Source organism: Acinetobacter sp. AND/436 (assembly GCF_049546925.1).
In the GTDB taxonomy this organism is placed as follows: Bacteria; Pseudomonadota; Gammaproteobacteria; order Pseudomonadales; family Moraxellaceae; genus Acinetobacter; species Acinetobacter indicus.
The window spans coordinates 77,152-101,132 of the sequence record NZ_JBMXBO010000010.1 but is presented as its reverse complement, the minus strand read 5'-3'; the positions used below and the strand labels follow the sequence as shown (position 1 = coordinate 101,132).

At 45.7% G+C, this 23,981-nt stretch carries 18 protein-coding genes; 4 read left to right on the top strand and 14 right to left on the bottom strand.

What is annotated here, in order from left to right; translation table 11 throughout:
• Nucleotides 1-26: 26 nt before the first annotated feature.
• The 6 genes from ACPEPR_RS09590 to ACPEPR_RS09565 all read right to left on the bottom strand — a co-directional run bounded on the left by ACPEPR_RS09590 (nt 27) and on the right by ACPEPR_RS09565 (nt 9,475).
• On the bottom strand, nt 27-2,306 hold the full coding sequence (locus ACPEPR_RS09590) for an NADP-dependent malic enzyme (RefSeq protein WP_104488292.1): 2,280 nt from the start codon (nt 2,304-2,306) through the stop codon (nt 27-29).
• Nucleotides 2,307-2,441: 135 nt separating this feature from the next.
• The gene (locus ACPEPR_RS09585) at nt 2,442-5,318 is read right to left on the bottom strand and encodes an EAL domain-containing protein (protein WP_168398776.1); all 2,877 of its coding nucleotides are present in this window, start codon (nt 5,316-5,318) and stop codon (nt 2,442-2,444) included.
• A 160-nt stretch (nt 5,319-5,478) separates the two neighbouring features.
• Complete coding sequence (locus ACPEPR_RS09580; protein ID WP_177155848.1) at nt 5,479-6,195, bottom strand: 16S rRNA (uracil(1498)-N(3))-methyltransferase; 717 nt, start codon at nt 6,193-6,195, stop codon at nt 5,479-5,481.
• A gap of 24 nt (nt 6,196-6,219) precedes the next feature.
• The gene (gene metF, locus ACPEPR_RS09575; protein WP_016659212.1) at nt 6,220-7,056 is read right to left on the bottom strand and encodes a methylenetetrahydrofolate reductase [NAD(P)H]; all 837 of its coding nucleotides are present in this window, start codon (nt 7,054-7,056) and stop codon (nt 6,220-6,222) included.
• A gap of 190 nt (nt 7,057-7,246) precedes the next feature.
• Nucleotides 7,247-8,629 (bottom strand): adenosylhomocysteinase, encoded by a 1,383-nt coding sequence (gene ahcY, locus ACPEPR_RS09570; RefSeq protein WP_005179150.1) that lies wholly within the window; start codon nt 8,627-8,629, stop codon nt 7,247-7,249.
• A gap of 333 nt (nt 8,630-8,962) precedes the next feature.
• The gene (locus ACPEPR_RS09565) at nt 8,963-9,475 is read right to left on the bottom strand and encodes a tetratricopeptide repeat protein (RefSeq protein WP_156189256.1); all 513 of its coding nucleotides are present in this window, start codon (nt 9,473-9,475) and stop codon (nt 8,963-8,965) included.
• A gap of 236 nt (nt 9,476-9,711) precedes the next feature.
• Between ACPEPR_RS09565 and ACPEPR_RS09560 the strand changes: the two genes are divergently transcribed.
• Nucleotides 9,712-11,055: an amidohydrolase gene (locus ACPEPR_RS09560; protein ID WP_160241160.1), complete on the top strand. Its 1,344-nt coding sequence runs from the start codon at nt 9,712-9,714 to the stop codon at nt 11,053-11,055.
• 434 nt (nt 11,056-11,489) lie between these two features.
• Nucleotides 11,490-11,750, top strand: a complete 261-nt coding sequence (locus tag ACPEPR_RS09555) for a hypothetical protein (RefSeq protein ID WP_005179143.1) — start codon at nt 11,490-11,492, stop codon at nt 11,748-11,750.
• A gap of 13 nt (nt 11,751-11,763) precedes the next feature.
• Here the strand turns inward: ACPEPR_RS09555 and ACPEPR_RS09550 are convergent, their stop codons facing one another.
• From ACPEPR_RS09550 to lipA, 3 genes are all read right to left on the bottom strand, one after another.
• Nucleotides 11,764-12,150: a carboxymuconolactone decarboxylase family protein gene (locus ACPEPR_RS09550; RefSeq protein WP_104484600.1), complete on the bottom strand. Its 387-nt coding sequence runs from the start codon at nt 12,148-12,150 to the stop codon at nt 11,764-11,766.
• Between the two features lie 152 nt (nt 12,151-12,302).
• A complete protein-coding gene (locus ACPEPR_RS09545; RefSeq protein WP_423562362.1) occupies nt 12,303-14,876 on the bottom strand; it encodes an acyl-CoA dehydrogenase in 2,574 nt (857 codons plus the stop codon).
• Between the two features lie 453 nt (nt 14,877-15,329).
• Nucleotides 15,330-16,343 carry a lipoyl synthase gene (lipA, locus tag ACPEPR_RS09540; RefSeq protein WP_005179140.1) on the bottom strand — a complete coding sequence of 338 codons (1,014 nt, stop codon included), beginning with the start codon at nt 16,341-16,343 and terminating at the stop codon, nt 15,330-15,332.
• Nucleotides 16,344-16,556: 213 nt separating this feature from the next.
• Here lipA and sthA point away from each other — a divergent pair, with 213 nt between their 5' ends.
• Nucleotides 16,557-17,972: a Si-specific NAD(P)(+) transhydrogenase gene (gene sthA / locus ACPEPR_RS09535; protein ID WP_005179136.1), complete on the top strand. Its 1,416-nt coding sequence runs from the start codon at nt 16,557-16,559 to the stop codon at nt 17,970-17,972.
• Nucleotides 17,973-18,103: 131 nt separating this feature from the next.
• On the opposite strand, the gene ACPEPR_RS09530 is transcribed toward sthA, so the two are convergent.
• The 5 genes from ACPEPR_RS09530 to map form a co-directional block, all read right to left on the bottom strand.
• A complete protein-coding gene (locus ACPEPR_RS09530) occupies nt 18,104-19,069 on the bottom strand; it encodes a TauD/TfdA dioxygenase family protein (protein WP_423562361.1) in 966 nt (321 codons plus the stop codon).
• Nucleotides 19,070-19,274: 205 nt separating this feature from the next.
• Nucleotides 19,275-19,409, bottom strand: coding sequence for a hypothetical protein (locus ACPEPR_RS09525; RefSeq protein ID WP_005179131.1), 135 nt, complete (start codon nt 19,407-19,409; stop codon nt 19,275-19,277).
• Nucleotides 19,402-20,616 (bottom strand): MFS transporter, encoded by a 1,215-nt coding sequence (locus ACPEPR_RS09520; protein WP_423562360.1) that lies wholly within the window; start codon nt 20,614-20,616, stop codon nt 19,402-19,404. The genes ACPEPR_RS09525 and ACPEPR_RS09520 overlap by 8 nt, the downstream gene beginning before the upstream one ends.
• A 156-nt stretch (nt 20,617-20,772) precedes the next feature.
• Complete coding sequence (locus tag ACPEPR_RS09515; RefSeq protein ID WP_104473685.1) at nt 20,773-21,831, bottom strand: OmpW/AlkL family protein; 1,059 nt, start codon at nt 21,829-21,831, stop codon at nt 20,773-20,775.
• Between the two features lie 319 nt (nt 21,832-22,150).
• Nucleotides 22,151-22,972 (bottom strand): type I methionyl aminopeptidase, encoded by an 822-nt coding sequence (gene map / locus ACPEPR_RS09510; protein ID WP_075175260.1) that lies wholly within the window; start codon nt 22,970-22,972, stop codon nt 22,151-22,153.
• Nucleotides 22,973-23,179: 207 nt separating this feature from the next.
• Between map and rpsB the strand changes: the two genes are divergently transcribed.
• The gene (rpsB, locus tag ACPEPR_RS09505; RefSeq protein WP_005179120.1) at nt 23,180-23,926 is read left to right on the top strand and encodes a 30S ribosomal protein S2; all 747 of its coding nucleotides are present in this window, start codon (nt 23,180-23,182) and stop codon (nt 23,924-23,926) included.
• Nucleotides 23,927-23,981 lie beyond the last annotated feature (55 nt).

Sequence of the window (23,981 nt, the reverse complement as noted above, 5' to 3'; positions counted from 1 at the left end):
CGAGCTTTTCACTCGGCATTCAGTTTTTATAGCGCGTCTTGTTCCGCTTGCTGAATTTCTGCCACGGTTAACGCAGTCATATTCACCACACGACGGGTGGTCGCTGTTGGCGTTAAAATATGTACCGGTTTCGCTGCGCCCAGCAAAATTGGACCAATGGTCACGTTGCTGCCTGAAGTCGATTTCAACAGGTTAAACGAAATATTGGCTGCATCCAGGTTCGGCATAATCAGCAGGTTAGCTGAACCTTTGAAGCGTGAGTTCGGGAATGCGAAATGGCGAATATTTTCGTCCAGTGCCGCATCACCATGCATTTCACCTTCCACTTCAAGTTCTGGTGCAATCTCAGACAGAATATCAAACACTTTACGCATTTTTTGCGCGCTGGCATCGTTCTGGTCTGAACCAAAGCTTGAATGCGACAGCAGGGCAATACGTGGTGTTACACCAAAACGGCGTACTTCTTCAGCGGCCAGAATGGTCATTTCAGCCAGCTGTTCAGCTGTCGGATTACGGTTGATGTAAGTGTCGGCAATAAACAGGTTACGATCTTCCAGCATCAGCGCATTCAGAGTGAAGAAAGTATTGTGACCTTCTTTCAGACCAATAATATTGCTGACGAAGTCTAAGTGAATGTCGTAGCTTGAATAAGTACCACATAACATACCGTCAGCCAGACCGTGTTTCACCAGCATTGCGGCAATTAGAGTCGAACGGCGACGTGCTTCACGCTGCGCATATTCAGGCGTTACACCTTTACGCTGCATGATGCTGTAGTAATCATCAGCGAATTTTTCGTAATCCGGGTTTTTCTCCTGATCAACAATAGTGATATTCACACCATGTTCCAGACGTAAGCCCAGTTTCTTGATATTCGCTTCAATAACCGCGGTACGACCCACCAGAATCGGTTGTGCCAGACCTTCGTCCACTGCAATTTGTACTGCACGTAAAACGCGTAAGTCTTCGCCTTCTGCATAGGCAATGCGTTTCGGATCGGTTTTCGCCTGCGCAAAAATTGGTTTCATCATAAACGCAGAGTTATATACAAACTCTGACAGACGTTGATGATAAGCCGAGAAGTCCTGAATTGGACGTGTTGCCACGCCTGAATCCATCGCTGCTTTGGCAACCGCTGGAGCAATTTCAAGAATCAGACGCTGATCAAGCGGACGTGGAATTAAATAGTCACGACCAAATGAAGCAGATTTCTCACCATAGGATGCCGCATCTGCTTCTATGTGCGCCATACGTGCAATCGCGTGTACGCAGGCAATTTTCATTTCTTCGTTAATGGTGGTTGCACCGACATCTAGCGCACCACGGAAGATGTACGGGAAGCACAGCGCGTTATTCACCTGGTTCGGATAGTCAGAACGTCCAGTTGCCATAATCACATCATCACGTACTTCGTGGGCATGTTCAGGCAGAATTTCCGGATCCGGGTTAGCCAGAGCGAAGATGATTGGATTAGCCGCCATCTGCTTGACCATTTCTTTGGTCAGAATACCGGCAGCAGAGAGACCGAGGAACATATCGGCACCGGCAATTACATCGGCCAGTTGGGTTGCTTCAATATCCTGTACGTAGCGTTTTTTCGACTCATCCAGACCTTCACGTTTGGTGGTCAATAGACCGCGTGAGTCCGCCACAATAATATTTTCTTTTTTCGCACCCAGGGCACAAAGCAGGTCCAGGCACGACAGGGCAGCAGCACCGGCACCTGAAGCCACAATCTTGATTTCGGCAATGTTTTTGCCGTTCAGTTGTAGCGCATTCAGCAGCGCAGAACCGACGATAATTGACGTACCATGCTGGTCATCATGGAACACCGGAATGTTCATGCGTTCACGCAGTTTTTGCTCAATGTAGAAGCATTCTGGTGCCTTGATGTCTTCAAGGTTAATCCCGCCAAAGGTTGGTTCGAGTGCAGCAACGATATCAACGATTTTGTCTGGATCATTTTCAGCGATTTCGATGTCAAATACATCGACGCCGGCGAATTTCTTGAACAGAACGCCTTTACCTTCCATAACCGGTTTAGACGCTAAAGGACCGATGTTCCCTAAACCTAGTACAGCGGTACCGTTACTCACCACGGCAACCAGGTTGCCACGTGCTGTATACAGTGCTGCAGTAGAAGGATCTCGCTCAATCTCTAAACATGGTGCCGCGACACCAGGTGAGTATGCAAGCGCTAAGTCACGTTGGTTGACCAGCTGCTTACTTGGGGTAACGCTGATTTTACCTGGAGTAGGAAATTCGTGATAATACAAAGCCTGCTGTTTTAATGATTGATCGTCCATCTGAATCTCGTATGTTACTGTGTCCAGCGATGCTGGCGGTTTGTGCTAAATCTGCTCGAATATACCATTACTTACGCACTAAGCACAGTCAAAGCTGCGCATTTTTAGAACAAACTTAGAAGTTTAAGCTATAGATTAAGATTCACTAACAATAAGTGGTGTCTGCATTTTTTCACTCAGGAAGCGGGTCGCATCCTGTTGTGGCAGCGGTTTGGAGAATAAAAAGCCCTGGGCGATGTCGCAATCGAGCTTTCTGAGGTACTGAAGTTGATGTTCAGTTTCAATACCTTCAGCGACAATGGTCATGCCCATGGCTTTGCCCATGGCAATCATGGCACTGACAATGGCTTCCTGCTTGCTGTGGCCAATCTTGGACACAAAGCTGCGGTCGATCTTTAAAACATCTATAGGAAAATCGGTTAAGTAAGAGAGGGAAGAATAACCGGTACCAAAATCATCCAGCGAAATATGAATATGGCGCTTCTTGATTTCTTCCAGAATATATTTGACCTCGTCGGTATTTTCCAGCAACGACGATTCAGTAATTTCCAGTTCCAGGCTTTCACCGGAAATATGATAGGTATTGAGCGCCTCATCAATATCTTCCAGCAAATGTCCGCGTTGTAGCTGCTGCGCCACAATATTGACCGAAACCCGGATGTTATCAAAGCCCAGTGCCTGCCAGTCCCGAATCTGCTTGGCGGTTTGCTGAATTACGATATGGCCAATCTCTGAAATCAGGCTGGTTTGCTCGGCAATTGGAATAAATAAGCCGGGTGGAATCAGGCCTTTTTCCGGATGGTTCCAGCGTACCAAGGCTTCAAAACCGGAGACCTGCTGATCATGGAAATTGATTTTTGGCTGGTAATAGACGATCAGCTCATCATTTTTAATGGCCTGACGTAAATCGCGCTCAATGTGCACGTCCTGCTCTAACAGCTTGGTGGTTTCCAGCGAATAGTATTTGGTGGTATTGCCACCCAGACGCTTGGCTTCCGACAGCGCCTGTTCGGCACAGTTGTTTAAATAATCCAGCTGCCGGCCATGTTCAGGATATAAAGACACGCCCATCGACAGGGTAATAATATGGTCCTGACCCTGGATATTAAACGGCGCCGAGAAGGCTTTGGTAATACGTTCGCAATGCTGCTGCACCGATGGGCGAATATGTGACAGCTCATAAATAATGGCAAAGTCATCGCCATTTAAATGCGCCACCAACAGCGCTTCGGCATTAATGAGGCGTAAACGCTGTGCCACCTGTCTTAGCAGTTCATCGCCGCCATTATGGCTTAAATATTCATTCAGCACCCGGAACCGGTCGATGTTCAGACGAATCACCGCCAGTTGTTTAATCGAATCCTGATGGGACACCAGATACTGATGCAGCTGATAATTATAATAAAACCGGTTAGGCAGATCGGTCAGCGTGTCATAATTTTCCAGATAGGACAGGCGCTGTTCCTGCCGGCGGCGCTCGGTTAAATCCGAGACAATCCCGACATAATGGGTAGAGCGGTTCTGCTCATTGCTGACGGTATTCATGTGCAGGCGGATGGTCAGCTCTTTGCCCGACAGGTATTTTTCATCCATTTCGCCATCATATTCGCCTTCTTTGAGCAGTTGCTTGACAATGGCATTGTGCATACTGCGCTGCCGTGATTTGTAATTGCTGGCAATATCAAACAGATGTTTGCCAATAATCTGCTCGCGACTAAAGCCGGTCAGCTGTTCAAAGCACGGATTGACCTCAATATAACGCAGGTCCTCATTCAGAATAAAAATCCCTTCTGCTGCCTGCTGTAGTACGCTGGCGGTCAGTTTCAGGCGTTCCTGATCAGTTTTTTCCTGATGGATGTCACGGCGGATACCGACCATGCGTAATGGACGCCGGGTTTCGGGGTCACGCTCAATCACACGGCCAACATCATGTACCCAGACCCATTTGCCATTGCTTTGCTGTACCCGGTAGGTCACTTCATAGCGGTCGGTCTGGCCACGCAGATGCTGCTTCATGGTGTTACGAAAATGCGCCAGATCATCCGGGTGAATCAGTTGCTGCAGTTTGTGATGATGGGCTTTGGAGCCGGACATTTTCAGCTGCTGGTGTTCATTGGTCAGGGTAATCAGGCGATGCTTGATGTCCCAATCCCATGGTTTTAACCCGGCCACTTCATGCGCCAGCACCAGATTGGCCTGTTGATCTTGCAGGGCTTTATGGATTTGCTCCAGATCAAAGGTCCGCTCTTTCACTTTCTGTTCCAGCATCTGGTTATTAAACTGCAACTGCTGCTCAATGTCTTTGGAGCGGTTCATTTCCGTTTGCAGTTGCTGGCATAGCTGGTCGGTCCAGGCCACTTGCTGTTCGGCCTGTTTTTTCAGCTGATTATTCTTGAAATAGACGCTAGATAGCCGGCGATGCATGTGCATGGAGGTATTGGCACAAATCAGCAGACAGATTAAGGCAAAGTTGGTGGCCAGATAAAACAGCGGTTCGGTGTTGCTGTTAAAGAACAGTGGGGAAATTAAATACGGCACAATGGCCGGAATAAATACCAGCGAAAAATAGCTCAGGCGCTGGGTTAAAAAGGTGAGGGCAAAGGTCTGGCTAATAATCACCAGCAAAGCCGCCAGAATAATGGCCTGATAGGTGCTCATCTCCAGACTGTACTTCGGCAGGAAATAGTACAGCAGGGCAATGCCAATACCAAGGCTAATACCAACCAGCAGGCATACCAGCTTGATCCAGCGATGTGCCATTTGAATACTGTATTGACCGGGCTTAAAGCGCATTTCATTAAAGAACAGGCAGCCGGCCAGCCCCAGTTCACTCAGCAGGAACCAGGCATTAAATGCGAAAGTTGAAAAATTAAAAGAGTAGTGAAAAATAAAATAAATATAAAAACAGAGAATGAGGATGCTCAGCAAAAAGAAGCGCATCAGCCGGATTGTATTGGTGATTTGGGCAGCATACAAATACTGCTCCATGAGCTCATGCTGATGGTCTGACATATATCCCCAAAACCCTATAAATTACAGAGTATGTAAAAATCCATTTTATTTTATGAATAACCTGATATTAGGTGAAATTGTAAAATAATATTTTGAGATTAGTCAGTAAACTTTAAAAAAGCAATCATCTGACTCAGCATTCAGCTAAAAATAAGACGAATTACACGCTGAAGTTAAAATTTAAAATTGAAAGTGCGACCACAGGCGCAGTTTCAGTTCTTAACACGCGCTCGCCTATACACCAGTTCACAAAACCTTTCGTATTTGCGCTACTGATTTCAGCCTCGCTCAGGCCGCCTTCAGGCCCAATTAACAGGGCAAGTTCTGGCGTGGCATTGTGTAAGACATTCACTTCATCTTTGTTGGGTGCTAATACCAGTTTAGTCGCTGGCAGATTGGTGTCGAGCCATTTTTCCAGCGGCATCGGCGGGAGAATTTTAGGCACAATATTTAACCCACATTGCTCACAAGCAGCAATGGCGATACCTTGCCAGTGATCCAGTTTTTTCTGGTCACGGTCATATTTTAGACGCATTTCACAGCGTTCAGAGGTGAGGAGCTGAATCTCGGAAACGCCGAGTTCCACAGCTTTTTGAATGGCATAATCCATCCGGTCGCCCTTACTCATGACCTGACCGAGCAGGGCCTTGAATTTAGGTGTACGGTTGCCCGGATTAAAGCTGTTGACCATCACCGTTGCTGTTTTTTTCTGGACGTCGGTAAGGGTCACTTCATATTCGCCACCTTGTCCATTGAACAGGGTGGCTGTGTCGCCCACTTGTGCGCGCAGTACTTTACACCAATGGTGAAACACGGTTTCGGTCAGCGCGAGCTGCGTATCAACCGTTAATTCAGCTTCAATATAAAAACGTGGCATAAAGTACAACTCGCAAAAAAGAAATTAGGCTAAACCAAGATCAGTCACAAGCTGACGGGTAGGCTCGGTATTGTTCATGGTGTAGAAATGCAGACTTGGCGCACCACCTGCAATCAGGCGTTCACAGAATTTCAGCACCACTTCATGACCAAAGGCTTTAATCGATGCCGTGTCATCACCATATGTCGCCAGTTGCTTGCGAATCCAGCGTGGAATTTCAGCACCAGTACTATCGGCAAAGCGAATCAGGTTGCTGGCATTGGTAATTGGCATAATACCCGGCGCCACCGGAATATTGACACCGGCTTGCTGAATACGCTCAACAAAGTAGAAGTAGGCATCCGGATTGAAAAAGAATTGCGTTAAGGCTGCATTGGCGCCGGCATTTACTTTTTCAACAAAATGCTGAATATCTTTATCAAAGCTTTCCGCTTGTGGGTGCATTTCCGGATAGGCAGCCACTTCAATATGGAAATGATCACCGGAATGTTCACGAATAAAGCGGACTAGATCCTGTGCATATGGCAATTCACCCAAGCCAACCTGACCGGATGGCAAGTCACCACGCAGTGCCACAATACGGTCAATACCTTGTGATTTGTACAGGTCCAGCAATTCGGCAATACGGGCTTTATCATCACCAATACAAGACAGGTGAGGCGCAACCGGTGTGCCTTTGCCATTGAAGTCGTTAATGGTCGATAAGGTACGTTCACGAGTTGAACCACCAGCGCCATAGGTCACCGAGAAAAATTCTGGATTTAAAAGCTGAAGCTCTTGGTGTACGGTCTTGAGTTTTTCTGCACCGGCATCAGTTTTGGTTGGGAAGAACTCGAATGAAATCGGAATCTGTTTTGACATGTTGAAATCCTCTTTATAAATACTTTTTATTCACCCTCTCCCTGACCTCTCCCAAAGGGAGAGGAGTATTCATTACTGAATAACGCAGAGTCTTGGCTCAAATGACTTAAATTTCACAAGTAAAACTCGTAATGTAAATGATTTGAGAGTTCACCCTCTCCCTATGGGAGAGGGATGGGGTGAGGGCTAATTAATATTTATAAGCATCCGATTTAAACGGACCTTCAACCGCTACACCTAAGTAGTCCGCTTGTTCTTGCGTCAATTGCGTCAGAACGCCGCCAAAACCTGCAACCATTGCAGCTGCAACTTCTTCGTCCAATTTCTTCGGAAGCAGTTCAACGCGAATCGCGGCTTGTTTTTGATCTTCAGGAAGATCAGCAAATTTCTCAGCGAACAAGTGCATTTGACCTAAAACCTGGTTGGCAAATGAACCGTCCATCACGCGTGATGGGTGACCTGTTGCGTTACCCAGGTTCACTAAACGACCTTCAGACAGCAGGATCAGGTAATCGTTTTCATTTTCTGAACGATACACCTGGTGAACTTGAGGTTTCACTTCAACCCACTTGTAACCACGTAGGTAGTTGGTGTCGATTTCAGTGTCAAAGTGACCGATGTTACATACAACAGCACCTGCTTTTAATGTATCCAGCATGGCAGCGTCACAAACGTGGTAGTTACCCGTTGTTGTTACGATCAGGTCAGTGTTTAAAAGAAGGTCAGCGTTAACGTCTTCTTTCTTGCCGGTTTGAACACCATTTTTGTATGGAGAAACCACTTCATAACCGTCCATGCAGGCTTGCATTGCACAGATAGGATCGATTTCAGAAACACGTACGATCATGCCTTCTTGACGAAGTGATTGCGCAGAACCTTTACCTACGTCACCGTAACCAATGACCAGCGCACGACGACCAGATAAAAGCATATCGGTTGCACGTTTGATGGCATCGTTGAGTGAGTGACGGCAACCGTATTTGTTGTCGTTTTTAGACTTGGTTACTGAATCGTTTACATTGATTGCAGGTACTTTCAGAGAACCGTCTTTCCACATTTCAAGCAGACGTTGTACACCTGTGGTGGTTTCTTCAGTAATACCGTGGATTTTCGCCAAAACTTCTGGGTATTTTTCGTGAACAAGTGCAGTTAAGTCACCGCCATCGTCCAGAATCATGTTGGCATCCCAAGGCGTGCCATTCACGTTAATTTGTTGCTCTAAGCACCACACGTATTCTTCTTCAGTTTCACCTTTCCAAGCGAACACAGGAACACCAGACGCAGCAATGGCAGCAGCAGCGTGGTCTTGAGTCGAGAAGATGTTACAAGAGGTCCAGCGTACTTCAGCGCCAAGTTCAACCAAAGTTTCGATCAGAACTGCTGTTTGGATTGTCATGTGGATACAACCCAGAATTTTAGCGCCAGCAAGTGGTTTAGCCGCAGAGTAGCGTTTACGCAGACCCATCAGGGCTGGCATTTCAGCTTCTGCAAGTTTGATTTCTTTACGACCGAAGTCTGCTAAAGTGATGTCTGCTACTTTGTAATCAGTAAATGAAGCATTAACCGCGTTCATCACGATCTCCTTAATAAAAACAATTGATCATTCAGTTCGCGGATGCCGTTGTTGATCAAAGCGGATGTTTGACCGATGGTCGAGCCTAGCGCTTTTACATTTCGTACCTGTAAAACGTCGCAGCATCCCTCGACTAGCGCAGTATTGTACTTGGAAATTGCCCAGAGTTCCAATCTGAAATTGTTGAATATCTGGCTAAACTGTTCCGGTTTCTCGCTGTAGTGTTCTTTGATATCCAAAACAATTAAAAATTCCGGCTAATCCAGCGCCTATCTCCATGCATCAATATAAAAAAGCCCATCATCTGATGAGCTTTTCATCGGGTTGAGTGGGTTACTCGGCAGCTTTGGCTTTTTCGGCCCAGTAATCTGCCTGTGCTTCATTAATTTCGACTCCCAGGCCATGTTCATAAATACAGGCCAAATCACGCATGGCCTGTGCATCGCCCAGTTCAGCGGCTTGTTGAACCAAATTTACCGAGGTCGGAATATCTTTTTCTACCACATTCCCACGACGATAATAGCCAGCCAGCTCCAGAATTGCGCCTGCATGTTTCTGTTCGCTTGCTTGTTTCAACCAGTAATAGGCTAACTCAAAGTGAGTTTTGGAATCTTCAGGATCATCTTCCTGCACGTCTTTGGCATAGACGGTATAACCTTCGCCCAACCAGTACATGGCTTCCAGATGACCATTTTCAGCGGCTTTTAAGGCCCATTCTTCAGCCAGCAGGTTGTCATCTTCATGCTCGCTTTGCATATACAATTCAGCCAGCTCAAACTGGGCATCGGCTTGGCCTGCAAGCGCACGGTTAATCAGGGCGGGAGGAACAGTGATGGCGTCCGACATGGTCATATCCAGAAAATATTTGCTATAAGCCTAAAAGGTCTGCCGGAAAAAAGCCAATCTGAAATGAAATGTTTTGAGTCATAGCGCAAAATTGCTCGCTAAATTGTGGTAATTTTTAACTTTTAAAATATCAAGTATAGTGCAAATGACTATATAAAATTACAACAATAGCCTTGTATTTTAACCCTAAATTCTCCGAAGATAAGATTTTAAACGGTTATAAAAATGGAGTTTCCATGCAGCTCACTAAAACCTGTCTTAGCTTGGGGTTAGCCATGAGTATCTCTCAGTTTGCTTTTGCAGATTGGGTGGATGATGCCGCTACAAAAGTCGAGCAGCATACCATTCAATTGCGTCATCATATTCACGCCAATCCTGAACTTGGCAATATGGAATTTAAAACGTCGGAACTGGTGCAAAAAGAATTACGTTCTTACGGCATTGAAGTGAAAAAAGGCTTTGCCAAAACCGGTGTGATTGGCGTATTAAAAGGTGCAAAACCGGGCCCGATTATGGCCTTGCGTGCCGATATGGATGCCTTGCCGATGGAAGAAAAAGCCCAGGTACCTTTTGCCAGTAAAGCCAAAGGTATTTATCAGGGCGCAGAAACACCGGTTGCGCATGCCTGCGGACATGATACCCACACTGCCATGCTGTTAGGTGCGGCCAAGGCACTGGCAGAGAATAAAGATAAAATTGCCGGAACCGTGGTCTTTGTATTCCAGCCTGCGGAAGAAGGTGGTGCCGATATTGATAACTTCCTGAATGGTGATCAGGTCGGTGCACGTAAAATGATTGCCGATGGCGCACTGAATAATCCAAAACCTGAAGTGATTTTTGGGATGCACGTGATGGCAGGTATGCCAAGTGGCAATATTTTCTATAAAGATGGTGTGGCTTTAAACAGTGCCGACAATATTCGAGTGACTTTAACCGGTCAGCAGGTACATGGTTCAATGCCGTGGAAAGGACGTGATTCTATTGTCGCCGCGGCTGATATTATCCAGAATTTACAGACCATGGTGTCGCGCCGTGCCGACTTGAGTAAAGGCATGGGCGTGGTCAGTATCGGGCAGATTCAGGGTGGTACCAGTGGTAATATCTTGCCTGAACAGGTTTCGATGATCGGAACCATTCGTTCCAATCATGAAGATATCCGTCAAAGCATCTACAAAAACCTGCCAACCATGATTGATCACACCGCGCAAGCCAATGATGTAAAAGCCAAAGTGGAAATTTCACCGTATGCGCCGGTCACCACCAATGATAAAACCTTAACTGAATTGATGGCGCCATCTTTAATTCAGGCCGCGGGTGAAGGTAAGGCGCATGTTTTAGAACATAACCAGAGCGCCAGTGAAGACTTTTCTTATTATGGCCAGCTGATGCCATCTTTATTTGTATTCCTGGGTGCGACACCGGCTGATCAGGATATGAGTAAAGCCGCACCGAACCATAACCCATACTTTATTGTCGATGATAAAACCTTAAAAACCGGGGTAGAGTCGCATATGCGTTTTATTCTGGATTATCCAAAAGTTGCCAGCCAGGTACAAAGTGCATGGAAGGCGAAAAAATAATACTCTTGAATATATAAATCCCAAGAGCGAAAAAACGGAGCAGATCGGCTCCGTTTTTTATGGCTCATAGATAGAACAATCAAATATCCGCTTTGAAATATAAAATTGAGCAGGAGAGAGTTAGGTAATAACGATGGAAGTTTAACGGAACCCATATATCAAAATAGCCTAAGTTATTTAATCTCTTTTACCTCTCAGAACCTGATCATGCGTTAATTATAAAATGAAGATTAAATATTCCTTGTTTGCGTCTGTTATGACTTAGAGAGAAAACCAGGATAAGGGAGTTTTTGATTTATCAGAGGATGGATAACAGCAGTCGATGTAAACCAATTCATCTTTAATTTAAATTACTTACAAAAATAGAGTTGAGCGGAGCCGTAGCATTTTTTAAGTTAGACCCATACAACGGAACAAAAAAAGAGAAGAAAAAAATGGTGAACTTTCTAACCGCAGAAGATGCAAAAGTGCTTTCGGCGCATGCCAATCTGGACATCAACCTGTATAAAGCGCGTTTAGCCAGTTTAATTGAAGAGAATGCCAAGCAGGGCAACACTGCAGTATTTACGGTATTGCCCAAACATTTGCCTTTGGAAGAAATTCGCAATCTCTCTGCCGAACTGACCCAGCTTGGTTATCAGGTGCGTTTTGAGGTCAGTGAATTCTTTTACAGTTTTAATGTGTACTGGATTTAAACTCGTCCGAAATTTACGAGTTGGCCTGATAGTCCTGAATGACTTCTAACGCCGCACGGAAGGCCTCTTGCGTAGCCGGTGCGCCGCAATAGGGCAGGCTATGTAGCAGCACTTCCTGAATTTCTTCCACTGTCGCGCCATTATTTAAAGCCCCGCGTACATGACCTTTTAATTCAGTCGGGCTTTTGAGCGCAGTTAAAAAGGCAATTGTCACCAGTGAACGATATTTGCGCGGCAATACATCTTCACGTTGCCAGGTAGAACCCCAGGCATGTTCATTAATCCAGTCCTGCAAAGGCTGGGTAAACGGCACGGTATTGTCCTGCGCACGTTTCACAAAACTTTCACCCATGACTTCTGTACGTACTTTTAAACCATTGTCATAATCTTGTTGTGACATCTTGTTTCCCTCAATATTGTTTTCGATGTAGCTTAACGGCTTATGTAGTCTATACCATTGGAAGATGGTCGTAGAATGCCTGTTAGAAGCCTCGTCTCCAGTCCATAAAAAAAGTGGCCCGAAAGCCACTTTATTCAATATTCAGCATATAACTAAAAACGGATAAACGGTTCCGGATCCTCTTTATGATGATCTGTGGCCAGTTGTGCGGTGCCACCGGTTTTCGGTTCTGCCGATGCTGCCGGAGGATGAGCTTCCGTATCGACACCTAAAGGTTCAATTAAATGCGGATTGTCTAGTGGCAGGGTCTGTTCCAGCTGCATATCGAAAATATCGGTCAGAATACTGTCAAAGCGCTGCGCGTTATAACTGAGTAGCTGGCTAGCTTCTTCGGGTTGAATCGCGCCGGTATTTAGGGCATCGGCAATGTGTTCTTCAAAACTGAGGCCATCAAAACTGCCTTTGGCTTCAGCTTTTTTAAAGCGATCCCACAGCGGTTCAATCTCGGTTAAGCTCTGGAAGGTACTTTCCATCCGGCCAAAGACATCATCCGGGTCCGTGTTATAGAAAACATGCTGTTTCAGCTGCTGGCGAAAAGCATTGTCCTGCATCATGCTCATGGCCACATCACGTTTCAGCTGATCGCTTGGTGGCTGCAAGGCACGGCCCCACGGGAAGCAGATCAATTTCACGACGCCAGCCGCCAGCTGCATAGGGAAATTATTGAACAGTCCAAAGAAGGCTTCTTGTGCATTAAACAGTGCTTTGTCTAAAGCCAGTTGCGCATGCAGTTGCTCATCTGCGGTTTTTTGCCCATGTGCATAGTATTTTAAGATGGCGGTGGCAATAAACAGCTGCGCATGAATATCGGCCAGGCGTCCGGACAGCATTTCCTTGCGTTTAATATCACCGGCCAATAAACCCAGACACATATCGGCAGTCAGGGCAAAGGCCGCACTAAAACGGTTGATGGTTTTGTAATAAGGCCGGCTAAATTCATCGGCTTGTTGCGGAGCATCGGATGAACCGCCAAACCAGCCAAAGGCAAATGCGCGCGCAGTCCGGTTAAAGGTATAACCGAGATGATGGTAGAATAGTTCATTAAATTGTGTCAGCGCGGCATCTTTATCAGGGGCTTGTAGCAGTTGTAATTCTTCATACAAATACGGATGGCAACGCATCGAACCCTGGCCAAAAATCATCAGCGAGCGGCTTAAAATATTGGCCCCTTCAACGGTAATGGAAACTGGAATGGCCTGATAGGTCAGCGCCAGAAAGTTCCGTGGACCCAACTGGATGGCGCGGCCACCGACCACATCCATACCATGATTAACCACACGGCGCATAGACTCTGTGGCATAGTACTTGGCCATCGCGGTCATCACGGCAGGTTTGCCGCCCTGATTCAGTCCACAGGTCACCAGATAGCGAAAGGCTTCCAGCATATAGGTTTCACTGGCAATATCACTGGTGACTTCCTGTACGCCTTCAAATTTCCCCACCGACAACTTGAATTGCTGGCGGATTCGCGCAAAAGCACCGACATTTAAATAGGTCATTTCCCCGGCAGCGGTTGACAGTGCCGGTAAGGAAATCCCGCGACCGACGGCCAGACATTCCATTAACATGCGCCAGCCTTTACCGGCATTTTCCACACCACCGATAATCCAGTCGAGTGGAATAAACACATCCTGACCTTCGACCGTGCCATTCATAAATGGTGAACCGGGATGATGGCGCGGCCCGACTTTCACTCCGGCGTGATTGGCCGGCAGCAGCGCACAGGTAATGCCGTAGTCGGTTTTAGTCTTATCGCCGAGTAAGCCTTCCGGATCATACAGTTTAAAAGCCAGACCAATCACGGTGGCAATGGGTGCCAATGTAATCCATCGTTTGGAGAAATTCATTTTCAGACCCAGTACGTGCCGGCCTTCAAACTGGCCATAGCAGACCACGCCAGTATCGGGGATGGCACCGGCATCGGAGCCGGCTTCCGGGCTGGTCAGCCCAAAGCAGGGAATTTCTTCGCCTTTGGCCAGACCGGGCAAGTAACGTTTTTTCTGCTCATCGGTACCGTAGTGCAGCAGCAACTCACCCGGGCCTAAGGAATTGGGCACCATACAGCTGACCGCGGCGGTTAGGGAGCGTGAGGCAATTTTGCTCATAATCCGGCTTTGCGCAAAAGAACTGAAAGCCTTGCCGCCGTATTCCTTGGGAATAATCAGGCCCAAAAATCCATGGGTTTTAATAAACTGCCAGGTTTCAGGAGATAAATCTTTGTGCTTATGATGGATTTCCCATTCATCCAGCATGTTGCACAGCTGTTCCACTTCATTGTCTAAAAAGGATTGTTCCTCCGCACTGAGCGTAGGATAGGGATATTGCTCAAAGGTATCCCAGTTGGGCGCACCCATAAACAGCTCTTTTTCCCACCAGCTGGTGCCGGCATCCAGCGCTTCACGTTCGGTGCTGCTCATGCTTGGCATGGCTTGTGACAAAGCCTTATAGGCGGGCTGGGTGATGATTTTCATGCGCAAGGCATCCACCATCACAATTATGCTTAGCACAATTAAAGGAATGCCTAAAATTAAGGACCAGGGATTAATAAAGGCAGAGACAATACTGACCGCGATCAGGGTCATGGCACCGCTGTTGCGTGACAGCTGAAAATAGAAAATCGCCCACAGTGTAAAAACAAGAATGACGATACTGAGTATAAAAAGCATTATTGTATTTCTCCCGGCTGCTACAGCATCACCGTGCCTGCAAGGAAAAATGAAAGAAATACTGCTTCATTTTGTCTGAAGTCATCCGGTGGAGGCTGTTCTTGGAACGTCGGTATCGTTTTTTTAAATATCAAGACCATCAAAACGATTGCTAAAAACAAACTCTATAGATGAGATTGGTTGAAAAATGATCGCTATTCAAGTAAGAACGCGCAACGAAATGTGAAGATAAGTAAGGGTTTAGCAGCTAGGTCAAAGAAGGATAGAAATTTATTTCTGATTTGAATAGGGTATTTTTTTAAAGACGAGCCGTATTTGGGTCTAAGAGGAAATAGATGATCTCTCTGGGCTAAAAATTCTGATCCGAGGACGATGTAAAAATTTAAGTAAAAGATGACCTTGTAAAAAAGCCCCGAATCCGGGGCCTTGTTTTCTAAGCTTAGTTTTCTCAGCTTATGCTTCGATGGTTTGTACACTAATTTTCTTGGCAGGATCAGTCTTGCGACGTACTGCTGGAACTGGCTCGCCGTAGTATTGACGGTCTGCAAAATAACTTGAACGCACCATTGGTGCAGACCAGATATTTTTAAAGCCCAGTTTGCGGCCATGTTCTGCATAACGCTCAAATTCTTCTGGTGTTACAAAGCGGTCAATTGGTGCGTGCTGTTTTGATGGCTGTAAATATTGGCCAATGGTCACATAATCTACATCATGTGCTCTCAGATCATCCAATAATGAAATCACTTCTTCTTCAGTTTCACCAATACCCACCATCAGGCCACACTTGGTTGGAATTTCTGGGCAGTATTCTTTAAACATTTTCAGCAGGTTTAAAGAGTGCTGATAGTCTGAACCTGGACGCATGGCTTTATATAAACGTGGCACGGTTTCAATATTGTGGTTAAACACATCTGGCGGACATTCAGTCATAATGCGCAGCGCAATATCCATACGGCCACGGAAATCCGGAACCAGAATTTCCAGCAGGGTATTCGGACTTAAGGCACGGGCTTCTTTAATACAGTCAACAAAATGCTGTGCACCGCCATCAAGCAGGTCATCACGGTCTACCGAGGTAATGACCGCATATTTCAGACCCAAGTTGGCAATGGTTTCAGCCATATGACGCGGTTCATCCGGATCAAGTGCATTCGGACGACCATGGGCAACGTCACAGAACGGACAGCGACGGGTACAAATATCACCCATAATCATAAAGGTTGCAGTACCACCACCAAAACATTCTGGCAGGTTCGGACAGGCTGCTTCTTCGCAAACGGTATGCAGTTTTTGCTGACGCAGTGTCGATTTGATCCGTTGAACTTCTTCTGGTGCCGCCATCTTGACCCGAATCCAGTCCGGTTTGCGCGGCGTTTCAACCGTAGGCACAACTTTTACAGGAATACGAGCGACCTTTTCTGCGCCACGAAGTTTAACACCCTGTTCTGGTTTACGGTTTTCAGACATATTCAACTTTTCCACTGTTTTGACGGGGGAGATATTCGAAAAATAGCGCCTCCATTATAACGGACTTGGGTGCAAATAGGAAAAAAACGATATTCATTTAAAAAATGTGGCTATCACGCAATATATGCTAGGTAAATACAGAAAATCATGATGTTTTCAGTCATAATATGCATATGAGATATAAACAGAATAGATTAGTTTAAGGAGCGTTGAATGCCACGTAAAAAAGAGGTGGTTGCCGGAACTTTCGTTAAATATGATGCGGTGGTCCTAGGTTCTGGTCCTGCAGGTGAAGGCGCAGCAATGAAACTTGCCAAATCAGGCATGCGTGTTGCTGTGGTGGATATGCGTGAGCAACTCGGCGGTAACTGTACTCACGTGGGCACAATCCCAAGTAAGGCGCTGCGTCAGACGGTATCCAGTATTATCCGTTACCAGCGTGATCCGATGTTCCAGAAAGTGGGCGACTGGAAACAGTTCACCATGAAACAGGTGCTGCGTAATGCACATAAAGTGATTCAGCAGCAGGTCGATACTCACTCACGCTTCTATGACCGCAATAAAATTGATATCTATCACGGTCGTGCCTATGTGCAGGACAAAAATACCGTGCTGGTATTCAGTCCGGAAGGCATTAAGGAAACCCTGATTTTTAAACAGCTGGTGATTGCAACCGGTTCGCGTCCGTATCGTCCGGAAATTTTAGATTTTAACCATCCACGTGTATTCGATTCAGACAAGATTCTGGATCTGGATTTCTCGATTCAGAAAATCATCATTTATGGTGCCGGTGTCATTGGCTGTGAATATGCCTCGATCTTCATTGGTCTGGACCATAAAGTCGACCTGATTAACACCCAGCATAAATTGCTCAGCTATCTGGATGATGAAATCTCCGATGCCTTGTCCTATCACTTGCGTGAACAGGGCGTGTTGATTCGTCACAATGAGCAGATTGATCATTTGGAAACCTTTGATGATCACGTAGTGCTGCATTTGCAAAGTGGCAAGAAAATCAAAGCCGATGCCATCTTGTGGTGTAACGGCCGTTCAGGCAATACCGATGGTTTAGGCCTGGAAAATGTTGGCTTAAAACCAAACAGCCGCGGTCAGCTGACGGTAAATGAGCAATATCAGACTGAAGTAGAAAATATTTTCGCTGCTGGTGACGTGATTGGCTGGCCATCTCTGGCGTCTGCTGCCTATGACCAGGGTCGCTGTGCAGGGGCCAACATGAGTGGCGAAGAAAATGTGGCACCGGTGACTGATATTCCAACCGGTATTTATACCATTCCGGAAATTTCTTCAATTGGTAAGACCGAGCAGGAACTGACTGAAGAAAAAATTCCGTACGAAGTGGGTCAGGCTTCTTTCCGTCATCTGGCACGTGCGCAAATTACCGGTGATACGGTTGGTGAACTGAAAATTCTGTTCCACCGTGAAACTTTAGAAGTATTAGGTGTACATTGCTTCGGGAATAACGCGGCAGAAATTATTCACATTGGTCAGGCGGTAATGAACAGCCCGAACAATACCATCAAGTATTTTGTAGAAACCACATTTAACTATCCAACGATGGCAGAAGCCTATCGTGTGGCGACCTTAAATGGTATGAACCGTCTGTTCTAAGCGGTTGCTCATACTGAAAAACCCGTAAACACAGTTTGCGGGTTTTTTATGGTTAGATAAAAAGGATAAATATCCTGCAGTCAAAGTCCTGAACATCGGTGCATATTCAGTATCTCTAGTTCAGTTCCTGCTTAAAAAGGTCGGCTTCCGGCAAGGCTGATACGTTTTAACAAACGGCGCTGCTCGGCTGGAAATGGACGGCGGGAATGCAGGGTAGCCTGATTATCCCAGAACACAATATCACCGACTTCCCACTGATGCTCATAGGCAAATTCTGGTTGAAGCAGATGGGCACGTAACTGGGCAATCAGTTCGCTACCAGCCTGATCTTCATAGTTTTCCAGTTCCACTTCGGTATGGGTATTGAGCCACAAGGCTTTACGCCCGGATTCTGGATGGGTGCGCACCAAAGGATGTGGATAGGCATAGCTTAAAACCGGTTGATCTTTAAAGCGATACAGCGGACTGTTGCCATAAACGCCGTCTTGCGACGAGGCTTGGGTTTTCTGCCGGCGAACAAAAGGGTTGTAAGTAATTAATTGTAGCTGGTTGATATGTGCCTGAGTGTCGGCATCTAGGGCATTATAAGCTTTGATGGTATTAATCCAGCTGGTCTGGCCACCATTTTGTGGCAGTTCAATAGCATAGAGCAAAGAGCCAAAGGAGGGCAGCGGTGTCCATTGATGATCGGCATGCGGGCTTAATTCACCATGACCAGTATAATCGCCTTGTCCTACTGCATTGGAAACAGGCACGATATCGGGTGGTACACCGCTATCATCCTGCGCGGCCAGTACAGGCGTGTCGGCAGCGGGACGGAAAATTGAACCGAAATAGGTGGCAAAGGCCAGATACTGTAAATCATCCAGCTGTTGCTGTTTGAAAATTAAAACTAAATGTTCTGCCAAGGCCTGTTTCAGCCGGAAAATGGTTTCACCCGATTGAGCCTTGCGCGCATCTAATCCATACACCACCGCACCAAGAGCCTGGTCAGTGTGTGGAACAATACGGATTTCGCTGCCGTCCTGAAATTGATCGGCCTGATGCCAGCGCGGTGCATCATGAATGGCTTGGGAAAGTGGGGTCAGACTGGTCATGTTTAAATTTTTCTCTCAGTGTTATTGCCTCAAGAAAATTTAGAAAAAACCGCAGGCCAAATAAAATCAGAAGAAATGCTAAACTTATGAAAAGGCTATAAAAATAATTAAATATATGATTTATATTCTTTTAATTAAAACAGCAAACCAAATAACTGAATTTGCTGTTTCGGGATTTGCTGTTGATGCTGCGAGTTTTTAAACATCAATGTGCACAAAACGCCTGATTAAAGTATTCAAACAGCTGCGGGGTTTTCATCCATAACAGCAGCGATAAAATAAAAAAGCTGATGATGCACAGGCCAATCAGAATTTTTAACAGCGACATTGAATTAGTCATGCACCACCGCCTGTTCATTCACAAAGAAATGTACCCAGACGCCAAAAGCACTTAGCGCAATCGAGAACATCCAGATGGCATTATAGTTACCGGTTAAGTCATGGTTCAGGCCACCCAGCCAGCCACCGAGGAACGAACCAACCTGATGGGTGAAGAATACAATCCCACTGAGCATGGTCAGATATTTCACCCCGAACATATTGGCTACAATGCCATTGGTCAGTGGCACGGTCGATAACCATAACAGTCCCATAATGACACCAAAGCCATAAATTGTCCAAGTACTGAGCGGTAACAGTAAAAAGGCGATAATGGCAAGACCACGCAAGCCATACAGCCACATCAGTAAATGCGGTTTGGAATATTGGTCCCCCAGCCAGCCAGCCGTATAGGTGCCGACAATATTGAATAAACCGACTAAAGCCAGGAAGATGGTGCCGGTGGTGGCGTTAAACCCATGATCAATTAAATAACCCGGTAAATGAATACCAATAAACACCACCTGAAAGCCGCAGACAAAAAAGCCCAAAGATAAAAACCAGAATGGCTTGTGGTTTTTGGCAATCACCAGAATCTGCTTAAATGTTAACGCCGGCTGCGGTTTGGTGGTCGCTGCATTCGGGTCGGTATACATCGGTGCTTTTAAAGTCCATGCCAAAGGAATTAGCAAGGTCATTAGAATGGCGCTAACCACCAGTGCACCTTTCCAGCCTAAATTCTGCAATAACAGCAGTGTGGTCGGCAGCATAATAAACTGACCGAAAGAACCTGCCGCACTGGCAATTCCCATCGCCAGACTACGTTTTGAAGGATGTGCAGCCCGGCCAACTGCAGACAGTAAAATCGGAAAAGAGGTGGCAGAGAGCGCCAGACCTAAAATTAAACCGGCACTTAAATTCAGCAGCCAGCCAGTCGAGCTGACCGCCATCAGCAATAAACCCAGTGCATATAAGGCTCCACCAACGGCGACCACAATTTTACTGCCATATTTGTCGGCAAAGGCGCCGGTAACTGGTTGTACCGCACCCCAGATCAGGTTTTGCATGGCAATGGCCAGACTAAAGACATTGTGCCCCCAGCCAAATTCATGGCTCATTGGCACCAGATACAGGCCAAAGGCATGTCGTACCCCCAATGACAGCGCCAGAATAATGGCACTTCCCATCAGCATATAAATCAGGGCTTTGGAAAAACGGGTATCTGACATAAAAAGTCCGGCAGCCAGGAAAGACCTGCTTATGTTAGTAGATTGCCGCGCGGGAGGCGATAGAATAAAAATTAAATAAAAGATAAAATTTTTTTATGGCTGCATCAAAAAAGACAGCCCGAAAGGCTGCCTGATGATGGACTAAAAAATTGAAGCCTAGAAACGGATACCAATACCGGCATAGGCCAGAATCGGATTCACTTCAATATCGGCCTTAGAACGAATAAGTTCGCCATGTGTGGCATCGGTCACGGTAATGGTGGTGTCATTTTGCAGATGTGCATAGGACAGCGAACCAACCGCAAACCATTTTTCATTAAAGTCATAAGTAAAGCCTGCTGTGATTACTGGAGCAAAGGCATCTGTTGCTTCAACTTTGACTTTAGGATTGGCTTTGTCATTCGGTGACCCATCTAGTGATGCTCCGGCTTTATTATCCAGAATATTAGCGATCATATGTCCTGCAGCAATCAGGTCTTTTTCAGTCTGTGGATTAATTTCCAGTTCATTAAAATAAGCATACATTAAGCCTACGCCAACATAAGGACGGAATTTATTTACGCCAGTCTTGCCAAAGTGATACTGAAATTCAAAAGCAGGCGTCCATGCCCGAGCTGAAGCGGCAGGGCCATGTGCTTCTAAATCCGTAATAAAAATATCATTGTCTAACTCAATGGAGCCCACAAGTGGGGAAGCTATAGCACTGAATGGAGCATATATTTTTCCCTTACCTTGTAAGTCTACTTTAGGTGGAATGCCAGCTTTCATTTCAAACGAAATATTATCGGTAAAAAAATAGTTGGTCATAATGCCTAAAGTGGTAACATCATCAGCCTCTAATCCAGTGCCTGGATTCGTCCAGTTCTCTAGGCCATAAACTTGTGCTGTACCGCTCATGAACGCAGGTAAGGTACTATCTGGATTGATGCCATTAATTAAATCAATTAACCAATTCGCTAAACCAGATGAATTTTCTACGCGGTTATCAATGACTGCCTGCGATGAAATTTCTCCAACGTCAGACTGTATTCCTTCATAGGCAGCAGTATTAACTTTGAATGGCTGCGCTTTACCTTGTGGCATCACATGTAAAGCACCCACTGATACAGAAAAACGTTTAAAACCATCACCATCTTGCAGGCTAAAATACGGTGAGGCATAAGAAACAGCAGGTAAGGCCAATAGCGTGCTGGCAAATAATAAGGTCTTCTTCATATAAGGGACTCCATGTCCAATTTGTTGCTCGTTTTTATAAGGGCCATTATTTAATAGTTAGATAAAGCAAGACTGTTGTTTTTGAAGAAGATTGTTTTATTACATTTGTAACATTCTTGAAATAACTTTGCTGCTCTGTGACTTATTTATGACTTGTGTAGCTAGAAATGGTAATACGGTTTTTAGGGATGAAACCTGAATATTGATATAAGTATTTGATTTATTTATTTTAAGTTGAAGTTTTAGGCGATAAAAAAGGCCACATCAATGTGACCTTTCTGACAATTTTTTTAGTTTTTACGCCAATGACAGCTTATGACTAGAAACGTGACAAGTCTTCTTCAGGACGTGCAGTCAGGACTTCCAGACCGTCTTTAGTCACTAAAATAGTGTGTTCATATTGCGCTGAAAGTTTGTGATCTTTAGTCACCACAGTCCATTTGTCGCCCAGTAATTTGGTTTGCCAAACACCCGCGTTTACCATTGGTTCAATGGTAAAGGTCATGCCTTCTTCTAAAATCATGCCGGTATCTGGTTGGCCATAATGCAGCACTTGCGGTTCATCATGGAAGGTTGTTCCAATGCCGTGACCGCAATATTCGCGCACCACACTAAAGCGCTCAGATTCGACATATTTCTGAATGGCATGGCCAATATCACCAATGGTCGCGCCCGGTTTTACAACTTCCATACCGCGGTACATAGCTTCCTGTGCTACTTTGCATAGACGGTTGGCAAGAATAGAAGTTTCACCACCAACGATGTACATCATGTTGGTATCGCCGTGGTAACCATCTTTAATGACCGTGACATCAATATTCAGGATATCGCCTTTTTTTAATGTCTTGTTTTCAGATGGAATACCGTGACACACCACGTGGTTTACCGAAGTACAGATGGTATGCTGGAAGGCTGGACGACCTGGGGCTGCACCATAGCCCAGGCAGGCTGGAATGGCATTTTGTACATTGACAATATAATCGTGACAAATCGTATCAAGCTCAAGTGTGGTTACACCCGGTTTGATATGTGGCTTGATCATATCCAAAACTTCCGCTGCCAGTCGTCCCGCTACCCGCATTTTCTCAATTTCATCTGCGGTTTTAATTAATCGACGAGGCGCTTGATAAGTACTGTTCATGATCTCTAAAAACTTTTGGAAATTTATATGTGACTATGGTATAAATAGCCGCCCATTTTATCAAATGCTTTTTCGTGAATAAATTTCGCGGGCATTGTGCGATGGGGCAACAAAATCCGCACATATATCGTCACATTACTCTGGGTGCCCTTTGGGGTGGAGAATGCGGATATATGGAGGCCTAACCCAAACTTTAAGGTAAAGAAAATGGCAGATTACAACGTAAGCATGCGCGACCTTCTACAAGCTGGCGCGCACTTTGGTCACCAAACTCGTTTCTGGAACCCAAAAATGCGTCAATACATCTTTGGCGCGCGCAACAAAATTCACATCATCAACCTTGAGCACACTGTTCCTGCGTTAAATGATGCTTTGAACTTCGCTAACCAATTAGCAAGCAAAAAGAACAAAGTTTTGTTCGTTGGTACTAAACGTGCTGCTTCTAACATCATCCGTGAACAAGCTCAACGCGCTGGTCAACCATACGTAGATCACCGTTGGTTAGGTGGTATGTTGACGAACTGGAAAACACTTCGCCAATCTATCAACCGTTTAAAAGATCTTCAAACTCAATCTACTGACGGTACTTTCGCTAAGCTGACTAAACGTGAAGCTTTAGAGCGTAGCCGTGAGATGGAAAAACTTGAACGTGCTTTAGGCGGCGTTAAAAACATGGGTGGTTTACCTGACGCATTATTCGTAATTGACGTTGACCACGAAGCAATCGCGATCAAAGAAGCGAAAAACCTAGGTATTCCTGTAATCGGTATCGTTGATACAAACTCTAACCCAGACAACGTAGACTACGTTATTCCGGGTAACGACGATGCGATCCGTGCAGTAACACTTTACGCTTCTGCTATGGCTGATGCGATCATTGCTGGTAAAGAGTACGCTCAAACCCAAGCAAATGCTCAAGCGAAAGGCGAAGAAGCTCCAGCTTCTGAGGCTTAATGCGTTTTTGACGCAAGCTTGTCATTTTTGCGACATGTGATGGTGGCAAAGTAAG

Bases quoted from the DNA above. Each gene is read 5' to 3' on its own strand.
- lipA (WP_005179140.1), bottom strand. From the start codon at position 16,343: ATGTCTGAAAACCGTAAACCAGAACAGGGTGTTAAACTTCGTGGCGCA.
- ACPEPR_RS09520 (WP_423562360.1), bottom strand. From the start codon at position 20,616: ATGTCAGATACCCGTTTTTCCAAAGCCCTGATTTATATGCTGATGGGA.
- ACPEPR_RS09515 (WP_104473685.1), bottom strand. From the start codon at position 21,831: ATGAAGAAGACCTTATTATTTGCCAGCACGCTATTGGCCTTACCTGCT.
- ACPEPR_RS09545 (WP_423562362.1), bottom strand. From the start codon at position 14,876: ATGCTTTTTATACTCAGTATCGTCATTCTTGTTTTTACACTGTGGGCG.
- ACPEPR_RS09555 (WP_005179143.1), top strand. From the start codon at position 11,490: ATGGTGAACTTTCTAACCGCAGAAGATGCAAAAGTGCTTTCGGCGCAT.
- ACPEPR_RS09585 (WP_168398776.1), bottom strand. From the start codon at position 5,318: ATGTCAGACCATCAGCATGAGCTCATGGAGCAGTATTTGTATGCTGCC.
- ACPEPR_RS09565 (WP_156189256.1), bottom strand. From the start codon at position 9,475: ATGTCGGACGCCATCACTGTTCCTCCCGCCCTGATTAACCGTGCGCTT.
- ACPEPR_RS09580 (WP_177155848.1), bottom strand. From the start codon at position 6,195: ATGCCACGTTTTTATATTGAAGCTGAATTAACGGTTGATACGCAGCTC.
- ACPEPR_RS09560 (WP_160241160.1), top strand. From the start codon at position 9,712: ATGCAGCTCACTAAAACCTGTCTTAGCTTGGGGTTAGCCATGAGTATC.
- rpsB (WP_005179120.1), top strand. From the start codon at position 23,180: ATGGCAGATTACAACGTAAGCATGCGCGACCTTCTACAAGCTGGCGCG.
- map (WP_075175260.1), bottom strand. From the start codon at position 22,972: ATGAACAGTACTTATCAAGCGCCTCGTCGATTAATTAAAACCGCAGAT.
- ACPEPR_RS09590 (WP_104488292.1), bottom strand. From the start codon at position 2,306: ATGGACGATCAATCATTAAAACAGCAGGCTTTGTATTATCACGAATTT.
- ACPEPR_RS09550 (WP_104484600.1), bottom strand. From the start codon at position 12,150: ATGTCACAACAAGATTATGACAATGGTTTAAAAGTACGTACAGAAGTC.
- ACPEPR_RS09525 (WP_005179131.1), bottom strand. From the start codon at position 19,409: ATGACTAATTCAATGTCGCTGTTAAAAATTCTGATTGGCCTGTGCATC.
- ahcY (WP_005179150.1), bottom strand. From the start codon at position 8,629: ATGAACGCGGTTAATGCTTCATTTACTGATTACAAAGTAGCAGACATC.
- metF (WP_016659212.1), bottom strand. From the start codon at position 7,056: ATGTCAAAACAGATTCCGATTTCATTCGAGTTCTTCCCAACCAAAACT.
- ACPEPR_RS09530 (WP_423562361.1), bottom strand. From the start codon at position 19,069: ATGACCAGTCTGACCCCACTTTCCCAAGCCATTCATGATGCACCGCGC.
- sthA (WP_005179136.1), top strand. From the start codon at position 16,557: ATGCCACGTAAAAAAGAGGTGGTTGCCGGAACTTTCGTTAAATATGAT.